The 12,195-nt window shown below is 75.1% G+C and carries 11 protein-coding genes; 4 read left to right on the top strand and 7 right to left on the bottom strand.

What is annotated here, in order from left to right; all coding sequences use genetic code 11:
• Window positions 1-71: 71 nt before the first annotated feature.
• The 5 genes from BLS67_RS14915 to BLS67_RS14895 form a co-directional block, all read right to left on the bottom strand.
• Window positions 72-1,676 carry an AMP-binding protein gene (locus tag BLS67_RS14915; RefSeq protein ID WP_091246620.1) on the bottom strand — a complete coding sequence of 535 codons (1,605 nt, stop codon included), beginning with the start codon at window positions 1,674-1,676 and terminating at the stop codon, window positions 72-74.
• Window positions 1,677-1,730: 54 nt separating this feature from the next.
• Window positions 1,731-2,156, bottom strand: coding sequence for a PaaI family thioesterase (locus tag BLS67_RS14910; RefSeq protein WP_091246617.1), 426 nt, complete (start codon window positions 2,154-2,156; stop codon window positions 1,731-1,733).
• 9 nt (window positions 2,157-2,165) lie between these two features.
• Window positions 2,166-3,089: an acetamidase/formamidase family protein gene (locus BLS67_RS14905; protein WP_091246615.1), complete on the bottom strand. Its 924-nt coding sequence runs from the start codon at window positions 3,087-3,089 to the stop codon at window positions 2,166-2,168.
• Window positions 3,089-4,306 (bottom strand): serine hydrolase domain-containing protein, encoded by a 1,218-nt coding sequence (locus BLS67_RS14900; protein ID WP_091246613.1) that lies wholly within the window; start codon window positions 4,304-4,306, stop codon window positions 3,089-3,091. The genes BLS67_RS14905 and BLS67_RS14900 overlap by 1 nt, the downstream gene beginning before the upstream one ends.
• Window positions 4,307-4,373: 67 nt before the next feature.
• Window positions 4,374-4,661: an HU family DNA-binding protein gene (locus tag BLS67_RS14895; RefSeq protein ID WP_091246611.1), complete on the bottom strand. Its 288-nt coding sequence runs from the start codon at window positions 4,659-4,661 to the stop codon at window positions 4,374-4,376.
• 232 nt (window positions 4,662-4,893) lie between these two features.
• On the opposite strand from BLS67_RS14895, the gene BLS67_RS14890 reads away from it, so the two are divergent.
• The 4 genes from BLS67_RS14890 to BLS67_RS14875 all read left to right on the top strand — a co-directional run bounded on the left by BLS67_RS14890 (window position 4,894) and on the right by BLS67_RS14875 (window position 8,632).
• A complete protein-coding gene (locus tag BLS67_RS14890) occupies window positions 4,894-5,817 on the top strand; it encodes an aldo/keto reductase (protein ID WP_091246609.1) in 924 nt (307 codons plus the stop codon).
• 109 nt (window positions 5,818-5,926) lie between these two features.
• Window positions 5,927-6,715, top strand: coding sequence for a GAF and ANTAR domain-containing protein (locus BLS67_RS14885; protein ID WP_165617607.1), 789 nt, complete (start codon window positions 5,927-5,929; stop codon window positions 6,713-6,715).
• Entirely contained in the window at window positions 6,702-7,415 is a 714-nt protein-coding gene (locus tag BLS67_RS14880; protein WP_091246604.1) for a GAF and ANTAR domain-containing protein, read from the top strand. Before BLS67_RS14885 ends, BLS67_RS14880 begins: the two co-directional genes overlap by 14 nt.
• Window positions 7,416-7,543: 128 nt before the next feature.
• Entirely contained in the window at window positions 7,544-8,632 is a 1,089-nt protein-coding gene (locus BLS67_RS14875; protein WP_165617606.1) for an ANTAR domain-containing protein, read from the top strand.
• Between the two features lie 24 nt (window positions 8,633-8,656).
• Here the strand turns inward: BLS67_RS14875 and BLS67_RS14870 are convergent, their stop codons facing one another.
• Together BLS67_RS14870 and BLS67_RS14865 are read right to left on the bottom strand one after the other, a co-directional pair.
• Window positions 8,657-9,724 (bottom strand): EAL domain-containing protein, encoded by a 1,068-nt coding sequence (locus BLS67_RS14870; protein WP_091246601.1) that lies wholly within the window; start codon window positions 9,722-9,724, stop codon window positions 8,657-8,659.
• A 60-nt stretch (window positions 9,725-9,784) separates the two neighbouring features.
• Window positions 9,785-12,097 (bottom strand): putative bifunctional diguanylate cyclase/phosphodiesterase, encoded by a 2,313-nt coding sequence (locus BLS67_RS14865; protein ID WP_091246599.1) that lies wholly within the window; start codon window positions 12,095-12,097, stop codon window positions 9,785-9,787.
• Between the last annotated feature and the right edge of the window lie 98 nt (window positions 12,098-12,195).

Here is a 12,195-nt window from a genome sequence, read left to right as displayed (position 1 = left end):
GCAGAACCGCAACGGCGACACCCCGGTGTGCGGGATGTCGCCGTCGTCGTCCTGCGGTCTCGGTGGGCGGGTCAGCGGCTGCGGAGCTCCTTGCGGAGGATCTTGCCCGCGGCGGACTTCGGCACCGTCTCGATGAACTCGACCAGGCGGATCTTCTTGTGCGGGGCCACCTTCTCGGCCATGTAGGCCTTGACCTCGTCCTCGGTGATCTCGACGCCCGGTGCCCGCACCAGGAACGCCTTGGGCAGCTCCTCGCCGGACTCGGCGTCCTCGACCCCGATGACGGCGGCGTCGGCGATCTGCGGGTGGGCGATCAGCACGGCCTCGAGCTCGGCCGGGGCCACCTGGTAGCCCTTGTACTTGATCAGCTCCTTGACCCGGTCGACCACGGTGTACCGGCCGGCGTCGTCCACCACCGCGACGTCGCCGGTGCGCAGCCAGCCCTCGCCGTCCAGGGTGTCGCGGGTGGCCTGGTCGTTGTTCAGGTAGCCGGCCATGACCTGCGGCCCGCGCACCCACAGCTCGCCGCGCTCGCCCGCGGCGGCGTCCTCGCCGGTGGCCGGGTCGACCAGCCGGCACTCGGTGTTGGGGATCGCGTAGCCGACCGTGCCCTTGGGGGTGTCGCCGGCACCCTCGGGCTGCAGACCGGCGTCGGGGGTGGTGTGGCTGACCGGCGACAGCTCGGTCATGCCGTAGCCCTGCGCCACGGTGACGCCGTCCTCGCCGGTGCCGGCGAGCCTGCGCAACCGGTCCTGCGCGGCGAAGGCCAGCGACTCGTCCAGCGGGGCGGCGCCCGAGGTGACCGACCGGAGGCTGGACAGGTCGAACTGGTCGACCAGCGGGTGCTTGGCCAGCGCCAGCAGGATCGGCGGCGCCACGAATGCCCGGGTCACCTTGTGGTCCTGGATCGCGCGGAGGAACTGCTCGAGGTCGAAGCGCGGCAGGGTGATGATCGCGCCGCCCCACTGCAGGCCCTGGTTCATCAGCACGGTCAGCCCGTAGATGTGGAAGAACGGCAGGACGGCGATGATCCGCTCGCCGTCGGGTGCCAGGTCGATCAGCGGGCGGGTCTGCGCCACGTTGGCCACCAGGTTGCGGTGGGTGAGCATCACGCCCTTGGGGAGCCCCGTGGTGCCGCTGGAGTAGGGCAGCGTGACCAGGTCGGTGGCCGGGTCGATGTCGGGGCTGACCGAGGGCGCCCCGCTGGTGAGCAGGTCGCGCAGGGAGTCCGCGCCCTCGGCGCCTTCGAGCACCACCAGGTCGGTGACGCCCGCCGACTCCATCGCCGGGCGGGCCCGGTCGAGGAACGGCGAGACCGTGACCAGCAGCTTCGCGCCGGCGTCCTTCAGCTGGAAGGCGATCTCGTCGGGCGTGTAGAGCGAGTTGATCGGGCTCATCACGCAGCCGGCGGCCGCGATGCCGTGGAAGACCACCGGGAACCAGATGGTGTTGGGCGAGAACACCGCGACGACGTCGCCCTTGCCCAGCCCCCGGGCGTGCAGCGCGGCGGCGAACCGGTCGACGTACGCGACGAGCTGACCGTGCGTGATCGTCTCCCCGCTCAGCCCGTCGACCAGGGCCGGGGCGTCGCCCAGCTCCGGCGACCGGGCCAGCACGTAGGCGGGCACGGGCAGATCGGGGATCTCGACGTCGGGGAAACGGCTGGCCAGGGTCACACGTCCTCCAGGGGTGAGCGTGGCGCCAGTCTCACACCCGGCCGGTGACCGGTGTCAGCGGGGCCGGAGCACCTGCTGCGTGCAGCGGAACAGCGCCACGGTCTTCCCGGTGGCCGGGTTGCTGACCACGGCGTCCCACACCTGGGTCGTGCCCCCGGCGTGCACGGCGGTGGCCACGCAGTCGATGCGGCCCTCGCGGGCGGTGCCCAGGAAGTTGCTCTTGAGCTCGATCGTGGTGAACCCGGTGGCGTCGTCGGGCAGCAGGGCGCGGGTGGCCAGCCCGCAGGAGGTGTCGGCGAGCGCGACGACCGTGGCCGCGTGCAGGTAGCCGTTGGGTGCCAGCACCTCGGGCCGGACGTCGAGGTGGCTTGTCAGCCGGCCGGTCTCGTGCGTGTCGACGACGACGCCGACCAGCCCCGGCAGGGTGCCCGGCAGCAGCGCGTTGAGCTCGTCGGCGGTGTGGAACCCGGTGGCGGCCATCCCGGGAACCTAGCGCGGCAGCAGGCGGCCCGGCGGCAGCAGGGCGTGCACGCCGACCACCTGGTTGACCACCTGGGTCACCCGCAGGTCGACCAGCACCGAGGCCAGGGCCAGCGCCTCGGACCGGCCGACCCCGTGCAGGGCGCCCATCAGGTCGAGCACGGCGTCCAGGGCGTGACCGGTGGCGGTGTCCAGGTCGTCGGCCACGCCCATGGCCACCCAGCCGGCCGGGGTGTGCGCGACCGGCGTGCGCAGCTCGAGCCCGTGCAGGTCGTCCAGCACGTCGAGGGTGAGCGTCGCGTCGACCGGGCACTCGATCGCCGTGCCGCTGACCTCGCCGTCGCCCTGCGCGGCGTGCCCGTCGCCGACCGACAGGAGCGCGTCGGGGACGGTGACCGGCAGGTAGAGCGTCGACCCGGCCACCAGTTCTCGGCAGTCCAGGTTGCCGCCGTGCCACCGCGGCGGCACCGTCGAGTGCCGACCCGGCTCGGCCGGCGGCACCCCCACCACCCCGAGGAAGGGCGCGACGGCGACCCGGTGGCCGTGCTGGGTGGTCGCCACGCCGTCGGCGATGGTCCAGCGCAGCACGACCGGGTCGTCGAGCACCCCCAGCCTGCGGTTGAGCGGGGTGTCGCGCAGGCCGCAGTACGTCGTCCCGAAGGCGCCGGGGACGACGTCGTCCACCCGGACGGACAGCACCTGGCCCGGCCGCGCCCCGCGGACGGCGACCGGCCCGGTGAGGGCGTGCCCGGTACCCGGCTCCCACGCGGGGTGCCGCTCGCGGGCCGCCAGGTCGCCGCCGTCGTGGGGACCGGTGGACCACCCCGAGTCCAGGCAGCCGATCGTGACCGTGGCCCCGGGGTCGACGGTCAGCGCCGGGGGCAGGTCGGGATCGAACCAGCCGTGCAGCGTCTCCCGGCTCGGCGCGAGCACTACCGCAGGGCCTGGTTGACCAGCTGGCGCAGGTGGGAGCGGATCGGCAGGGTGCTCGAGGGCAGCAGCTGGGTGTAGAAGGTGACGGTGAGGTCCTCGACCGGGTCGACGTAGAACGCCGTCGAGGCCGCGCCGCCCCACGAGTAGTCACCCACCGAGCTGACGACGCCGTACCGGGCCGGGTCGAGCACCATCGAGAAGCCCAGGCCGAAGCCCACCCCGCGCAGCGGCGTCTCGGCGAACAGCGGCCGGCCGTAGGTCTCGAGGTCGGCGTTGCCCGGGATGTGGTTGCGGACCATGTGCGCCAGCGTGCGCGAGCCCAGGACCCGGTCGCCGGACGGCGTGGCGCCGCCGGCCCGCAGCATCTCGACGAACTTCAGGTAGTCGCCGGCCGTCGAGACCAGCCCGCCGCCGCCGGACAGGAACGCCGGGCGCTGCTTCGCGGCCGGCTCGAAGGCGGCCAGCGGGGTCAGGCCCGGGGCGTAGAGGCGGGCCAGCAGCGCGGGGTCGTCGTCCGGGCGCAGGCCGAACGAGGTCTCGGTCATGCCGAGGGGGCCGAGCACGCGCTCGGCGAACACCTCGTCCAGCGGCTTGCCCGCGACCACCTCGACGAACCGGCCGAGCACGTCGGTGGAGACGCCGTAGTTCCACTCGCTGCCGGGCTGGAACACCAGCGGCAGCGCGGCCCACTGCCGGCTGACCTCGGCCGAGTCGGCGCCCGGCGGGGTGCCCCACTCGTGCCCGGCGGCGCGGTACATCGCGTCGACCGGGTGGGTGTGGTGGAAGCCGTAGGTCAGGCCGGAGGTGTGGGTGAGCAGGTGCCACACCCGGATCGGCTCGGTGGCCGGTTCGGTGACCGGCTTGGCGGAGCTGCCGGCGACGTACACCCGGGGCTCGGCGAACTCGGGCAGCCAGCGGCTGATCGGGTCGGTGAGCTCGAAGGCGCCCTCCTCGTACAGCGACATCGCCGCCACCGAGGTGACCGGCTTGGTCATCGAGAAGATCCGCCAGATGGTGTCGGCGGTGACCGGCAGCTGCGCCTCGACGTCGCGGTGCCCGTAGGTGCCGACGTGCGCCAGCTCCCCGTGCCGGGCGACGGTGACCAGGAACCCGGGCAGCTGCCCGTCGTCGACCCAGCGGGCCAGCCGGGCGTCCAGGCGGGCCAGCCGGCCGGCGTCGAGTCCTACGGCTGCGGGGTCGGTCTCCACGGTGAGCACGTCCGCATCCTGCCCCCGACGTACGACAGCGCCCGTCCCCGGGTGGGGACGGGCGCTGCCGACGAGCTCAGGAGACGGGGACGGCGGCGGCGGCCTTCTTCAGGTTCGAGCCGGCGGTCAGCTTCGCGGTGTTCGAGGCGGCGATCTCGATCGACTCGCCGGTCTGCGGGTTGCGGCCGGTGCGGGCCGAGCGGGAGCTGCGCTCGAGGGTCAGCAGCCCGGCGACGGCGATCTTCTCGCCGCGGGTGAGGGCGTCCACGAACTCCTCGCCGAGGGCGGCGATGACGGAGTCGACGGTGGCGGCGGGCACGTCGGCGCGCTTGGAGATGGCGGAGACGAGTTCGGCCTTGTTCACGGTGGTTCCTCTCGGTGGTCTGTGCGGCCCACCACGGCGGTGGACCTCCCCGGCAGGGGCATCCACAGCGGGCGCGTACCCCGCCGTGGGCGGTCTGGTCGACCACGTCGTCGACCAGGGACGACGGGCACGTTGCCATGCCGTGGCGCCCCGTGGCCAGTCAGAGGCCCGGATTCCCGGGGTTTTCCCACCTCATCCGACCCACCAGGCACCCGCGTCGTACGTTCGGGGCATGCCGCAGCTCCCCGGGACCGACCTGATCGTCAGCGACCTCTGCTTCGGGGGGAACGTGTTCGGCTGGACGGCGGACGAGGCCACCTCGTTCGCCCTGCTGGACCGCTTCGCCGACGCGGTGCCCTCCACGGAGTCCCCGTTCGTCGACTCGGCCGAGATGTACGGCAACGGGCTGTCCGAGCAGATCCTGGGCCGGTGGATGGCCGAGCGCGGGGCGCGCGACCGCGTCGTCGTGGCGACCAAGGCCTCGCCGGGGGAGAAGGAGCACCCGCTGTCGGCGCCCGAGATCCGCGCCGCGGCCGAGCGCTCGCTGCGCAACCTGCAGGTCGACACCATCGACCTGTACTACGCCCACTACGACGACGAGACCACGCCGCTGGAGGAGACCCTGCGGGCCTTCGACGAGCTGGTGCAGGCGGGCAAGGTGCGCCACGTGGCGGCCTCGAACTACTCCGCCGACCGGCTCGGGCAGGCCCTGGACCTGCAGCGGGACCTCGGCCTGAGCCCCTACGTCGCGCTCCAGCCGCACTACAACCTCATGGAGCGCCCGGCCTACGAGGACCAGCTGCGCGACGTCGTCGCCGAGCGCGGGCTGGGCACCCTGCCGTACTTCTCGCTGGCCAAGGGCTTCCTGACCGGCAAGTACCGGGCCGGGGAGACGGTCGACTCCCCGCGGGCGAAGGGCGCCGCGGCCTACGTGGGAGAGCAGGGCGACCGGGTGCTCGCGGCCCTGCAGCAGGTGGCCGACGCGCACGGCACGACCGGGTCGGCCGTCGCGCTGCGCTGGTTGGCCGACCGGCCCACCGTGGTGGCCCCGATCGCCAGCGGGCGCTCGGTCGAGCAGCTGGCCGACCTGCTGCCGATGCTGGACCTGCGCCTGGCCGACGACGAGCGGGCGGCGCTGGACGACGCCTCGAGCTGACGGGGCGGGCGCGCGGGGGTTATCGTTCGCTGCGCTGCCCTGGACCTGGTGGTGACCCACCGGAGTCCTGAGGAGTCCCCGTGAACGTGTGCTGCCTGCTCGGCGCCGGGTGACCGACGACCGCCCCGGGGGCCGGCTCGTGGTGGCCGACGTCCTCGCCTCGGTCGTGTCGCAGGGTGATCGTTCGATCTGGGCGGACGCCCTGGTGGTCGACTGCCAGCGGCACCTGGGCGCGGCCGGTGTCGGGCTGGCCGTCGCCGACGACAGCGGGCCCGTGGGCGTCCTGGCCGCCTCCCGCGGTGCCGGGCAGGTCGGTGAGGACCTCCAGTTCGCCCTCGGCGAGGGTCCGTGCCGCCTGGCCGCCCGGGACCGGCGCACCGTGCACGCCCCCGACCTCGCCCGCGACGACCGCTGGGTGCAGTTCGGCCGCAGCGCCGCCGAGGCCGGGATCGCCGCGGCCACGAGCGTCCCGTTGCAGGTCGGTGCCGTGCTGGTCGGGGTGCTGGACGTCTACTGCGGCACCCCGGGCCCCCTCGCGGTCGAGTCCGCCCGCGACCTCGTCGTCTACGGCCAGGCGGCGACCGCCGTGCTGCTGCTGCTCGCCGACGTCGACGAGGTCGGGGGCGCCGGCGGGAACGCCGACGTCCTGGCCGACCTGGCCGACATCCGCCCCGTCGTGCACCAGGCCGCCGGCATGGTCGCCGTGCAGCTGGGCATGGACCTGGGCGAGGCGCTGCTGGAGCTGCGGGCACGCGCGTTCGGCGCCGGGCGGTCGCTGCGCGACCTGGCCACCGACGTCGTGGCCCGCCGCACGAGGTTCGACGTCCCCCCGCACGGCCGACCCACCGGCGACACTCCCTCAGCTGACCCCGAGAGGAACCCAGATGAGCACCCGTGAGGACCTGATCGCCGACGCGTTCGTGGAGCTGGCGGACTGCCTGGTCGACGACTTCGAGGTCACGGATCTGCTGCACCGGCTGATCGACCACGCGCTGCGGCTGCTGGACGCCGACGCGGCCGGCATCATGCTGGCCGACGCCACGGGCACGCTGCAGGTGGTGGCCTCCAACAGCCACGCCGTCGAGGCCCTGGAGCTCTTCGAGCTGCAGGCGGACGCCGGCCCGTGCGTGGACTGCTTCCGCACCGGTGAGCCCGTGACGCCGGCGGACCTGGCCACCGTGCGGGCCTGGTGGCCCACCTTCGCCCCCGCCGTGGAGGCGGCGGGCTTCTCGTCCGCGCAGGCCGTGCCGATGCGGCTGCGCAGCGAGGTCATCGGCGCCCTCAACATCTTCCGGAAGGGCGAGGGCGCGCTGGTCGGCGGTGACCTGAAGCTGGCCCGGGCGCTGGCCGACGTCGCCACGGTGGCCCTGATCGCCGACCGCACCATGGCGGCCCGGCAGGTGCTCGCCGACCAGCTGCAGCAGGCGCTCAACAGCCGGGTGCTGCTCGAGCAGGCCAAGGGCATGCTGGCCCAGCGCGCCGGGGTGGGCGTCGACGAGGCGTTCACGCTGATGCGGGGCCACGCGCGGCGCAGCGGGCACGGGCTGCGCGAGGTCGCCGCGGCCGTCGTCGCCGGTCGGGGCGTCCTCCCGACCTGACGGTGGCGGCGGGTTCCCGGGGCCGTTAACCTCTGCGGTGCGCCGTCCTGGCGCTGGTGGCCCCGGACCCGGCAACCCCTGGATCCGAGGGGTGGGGCATGAGCGGGAGCCGACGGACGGTGGTCCGGATGGACGACCTGTTGCACGTGCACGCGGACGTCGGGGCGGCGAGAACGGTGACGCTCACCCTGGTCGGCGAGCTGGACCACCTGGGTGCCGGCCCCCTGGCGCGCGTCCTGGCCCGGACGTGGGCGGCCCGGCCCGGTGGGCTGACCCTAGACCTGCGGCAGCTGGAGTTCATCAACGCCCGCGGGCTGGCCTGCCTGCTCGGTGCCAGCCGGACGGCGCGCCGGCGCGGGGTGCCCCTGGTCCTGCTCTGCGCCCCGGGTCTGGTCTCCCGGATGGTCACCCTCGTGGGGTTGGCGGACCGGCCGGCCGCACCGGACGTGCCCGTGCTGACCCTGGTCCCGCGCGTGCCCCCGGCCCTCGAGCTGGTCGACGCCGCCGGCGAGCGGTCGGCGGCTCCGCCGGGGGCCCACGGCGCGGAGGCGAGGTGCACCGCGCTGGTCGAGCTCGACCTCGCGCTGTCCGTGACCGGGGCGGATCTCGCGGCCACCCGTGAGGTGGTCGTCGCCCGCCTCGCGGCCGACGTCCCCGCGGCCGACCACGTGGCCGTGTGCGGCGCATCCGGCCGCCGGACGCCCGCCGACGCGACGTGCAGCAGCGTCGACGCAGCTGCCCTGACGGCCCTCCAGGTCAGCGCGCGCGAGGGTCCTGCGGACGACGCCCGGCGGCTGCGGGCGACCGTGCACGTGGCGGACCTGCACCGCGACGAGCGCTGGCCGCGCCTCGCCCGGCAGGCCTCCCGGCAGGCGGCCCGCAGCGTGCTGACGATCCCGCTGGTCCACGAGGGGCAGCTGGTCGGGGTGCTCACCCTGCACAGCGACCGCCCCGACGCCTTCGACCCGGCCGCCCGGGAGCTGGCCGGCGCGCTCGCCGCGCGGGCGGCCACCGCGCTCGGGGCGGCCGCCGTCCGGGTCGGCCTGGAGCAGGCGCTCCGCAGCCGGGACGTCATCGGACAGGGCAAGGGCATCCTGATGGCCCGCTACGGCCTGACCGCCCCCCAGGCGTTCGCCCTGCTGTCGCGCACCTCGCAGGAGCGGAACGTGCGGGTGGTCGACCTCGCGGAGGAGCTGGCCCGGACCGGCGTGCTGTGACCGGGTGCGGTCGCCGCCCTCGGGTCAGCTCGCGCCGAGCGCGCCGGCGAGGTCCTCGACGCGCACGAGGCCGACGACGGCGCCCCCGGGGCCGGTGCACGGCACCGGGTCGAAGCGCACCGCGGGGCGACGGGCCAGCGCCCGGCGCAGGGCCTCGGCGACGGGGGTGTCGACGGGCAGCACCAGCGAGGCCGGGGCCTCGAACCAGGCGCCGCTGCGGGCGTCCACGAGGGACAGCGTGCCCGGGCGGCCGGCGTCGTCGAGGACCACGACCGGTGGGGTGAGCTGCCGGTCGTCCCTGCCCGGCGACCAGGTGCGCACCGGGCGCAGCAGGCCGGCGACCGTGTCGTCCCGCGCGTCGCGGGCGGCCCGGGTGCGCAGCGCGCGCAGCACCCGGGGTGCGGCCGGTCCGAAGCCCTCGGCGGTGGGGCCGAGCAGCCAGCCGCGGGCGGCGTGCACCCCGAGCTCGAGCAGGCCGGTCAGCTCGGCGTCGGTCTCGACGCCGTCGGCCAGCACGGTCGCCCCGGCGCGGTCGGCGTAGGCCAGCACCCCGGCGGCCACGGCGGTCCGCCGCGCGTCGCCGGCCAGCCCGGCCACCAGGGCGGCGGGCAGGACGACGACGTCGGCGGGCAGCTGCGGCAGGCGGTGCACCAGCGGCGCGGGGACGGCGAGCAGCGCGCCCCGCTCGCGGAGGACGGCGCACCGGCGCAGCAGCGCGGCGTCGTCGTCGACCTTGGCGTCGGTCAGCTCCAGGACGACGCCGGCCAGCGGGACGTCCAGCGCGGTGTGCACGACGGGTGCGCCGAGCAGCCACGGGTCGACCGGTACGTGCAGCTGACCGGAGTCGGGGCGGCGGGCCAGCGCGGTCTGCAGCAGCAGTGCCTGCACGGGACCGGCGAGGCCGGCGTCGTGCGCGGCGGCGAACCAGACGTCGGGGGCGGCGGTGCCGGGGAAGCGGGCGGCGGCCGTCCAGCCGGTCACCTCGCCGGACGCCAGGTCGACCACCGGGGAGTGCACGACGGTGAGGTCGTCGGGGTCGGCCAGCAGCGGGCGGCAGTCGGCGCGGCGGGTGGGCTCGAACAGGTCGGTCACACGGGTGGGATCGTCAGTGCGGCGCCCCGGCTTGAGGCCGGCGTCCCCCGGACGGGTGGCTCAGGCGGGGACGGCGATGCCGCCCAGCAGGGCGGGGATCTCGGCGGCGTCCACCGGACGCCCCAGCAGGTAGCCCTGCGCGTGCCGGCAACCCAGCGCGCGCAGCAGGGTGAGCTGCGCGGGCCGCTCGACGCCCTCGGCGACGACCGGCAGCCCGATCTCCTCGGCCAGCCGCAGCACGGCGTGCAGGAAGGTGGCCTGCCGCCGGTCGGTGTCCACCCCGGCCAGGAACGACCGGTCGATCTTCACCGAGTCCAGCGGCATGGCGTTGAGCTGGGCCAGCGAGGAGTAGCCCACCCCGAAGTCGTCGAGGGAGACCCCGACGCCCAACCCGCGCAGCTCGGTCACGGTGCGCCGGGCGGCGTCCAGGTCGGCGAAGATGCCGGACTCGGTGATCTCCAGGACCAGGCTCCCGGCGGGCAGCCGGTGGGAGGCCACCAGCCCGGCGACGGTGTCCACGAAGCCGGGGGCGATCAGCTGGCTGGGGGCCACGTTGACGTGCACGGACAGCGGGTCGGGGCGCCCGCGGGTCCAGCTCGCCAGGCGCGCGCAGGCCGCGGCGAGCAGGTCGGCGGTGAGCTCCTTCATCAGGCCGCTGCGCTCGGCGAGCGGGATGAAGACGTCCGGCGGGACGTCGACGCCCTCGTGCCGCCAGCGGGCCAGCGCCTCCAGGCCGGCGACGCGGCCGGTCTCGAGCTCGACGATGGGTTGGTAGTGCAACCGGACGACACGGTCGTCGATGGCGGTGCGCAGGGCGTCCCGGAGGGCGGCGTCCTGCAGCTCGGCCAGGCTCATGCCGGGGCTGTAGGCCACGATCCGGTCCTTGCCCGAGCGCTTGGCGCTGTACATGGCGGTGTCCGAGCGGGCCAGCAGCTCGTCGGCGGCCAGCGGCGCGTCGTCGGCGTCCAGCTCGCAGATGCCGACGCTGGCGTGCACCTCGACGACGTCCCCGCGCAGCGTGAACGGGGGCACGAGGGCGGCCGAGACCTTCGCCGCGATCGGCATGGGGTCACCGCCGTCCTCGAGGAGGACGGCGAACTCGTCGCCGCCGAGGCGGGCGACGGTGTCCCCGGTGCGCACCGCACCGGTGAGCCGCTCGGCGACCCGCACGAGCAGCTCGTCGCCGACGGCGTGGCCCAGGGTGTCGTTCACGACCTTGAAGTCGTCGAGGTCGAGGAAGACCACGGCCACCGGGCGCAGGTCCCGGGCGTGCAGGGCCAGCGCGTGGTCCAGCCGGTCGAGGAACAGGGCGCGGTTGGCCAGCCCGGTGAGGCCGTCGTGGAAGGCCTGGTGCCGCAGCTCGGACTCGCGGGTCGCCAGCTCGGTCGCGAGCTGGCTGTTGTCCCGCAGCGCCAGGTACTGGCGGGCCAGCAGCAGGGCGACGACGACCCCGGCGGTGAGCAGCTCCCACCCGTCGAGCTGCCGGCCACGGAAGGCCAGGACGGTCGTGACGGCGAAGGCGACGGCGACGGGCACGTACAGCAGGTGGTCCGACCGGTTCGTGTCCTCACCCGCGCGCTGACCGCTGACCTGCACGGGAGCGGCGACCGAGGCCGGGCACAGGGCGGCGAGCGCGATGAGCAGGAAGCCGGCGATCCACCCGAGGTCGAGCAGGTTGCCGTCGTAGTCGCCCTCGGCCGCGACGTAGGCGAAGGCGCTGTCCGAGACGCTGAACGCGATCAGGCCGACGGTGACCAGCGCCTGCGGCAACCGGTCGGTGGTGGCGCGGGCGATGGTGAGCGTGCCGAGCACGATGACCAGCACGTCCAGCATCGGGTAGCCGACCAGCAGCGCCCCGACCAGCGGGTCGTTGCCGGTGTTGGCGGCGACGACCGCGCCCAGGGTGGTCACCCAGCTCACCAGGCCCACGGCGGCGGAGGTCATGGCCGCGTCGAGGGCGCGCCGGGTGCGGGCGGTCGAGCCGTCGGAGGTCGGCTGCAGCATCAGCGAGGCGCCGGCCAGCAGCGGGAACGCGACGAACCCGACGTCGGCGAAGGAGGGGAACGGGGCCTCCCCGCCCTGCACGATCTGGACCCAGCACCACCAGGCCTGGCCGGCCGACCAGGCCGCCGTGCCTGCGGAGAGGCAGCCCCAGGACCACCGGGGCCGGCCCGTGGCGGACCGGGCGCGCGCGGCGGTGGTGGCGGCCGCGGCGAGTCCGGCGACCAGCTGCACGACGTTGGAGACGTAGCGGTCGAAGAACTCGGCCTGGGTGGACACCGAGGCCACCTGGCAGCCGACCAGGACGACCAGGACGGCGACGACCGCACCGACGGGCGGCGCATGAGGCCGGCGACGTGGTCCCCGCGGCATGAGGAGCCCTCCTGTGAGACGGACCCAGGTGGTCCGTGGCCACATCATCGGCCGGTCGCGGGCCTGCCTGCATGCCTCTCCCGGGTGAGTCCGCGGGT

The sequence above is a fragment of the Klenkia soli genome, assembly GCF_900103975.1.
Classification (GTDB): Bacteria; Actinomycetota; Actinomycetes; order Mycobacteriales; family Geodermatophilaceae; genus Klenkia; species Klenkia soli.
The sequence above is the reverse complement of the archived record's forward strand: the minus strand, read 5'-3'. Positions and strand labels throughout refer to the sequence as shown.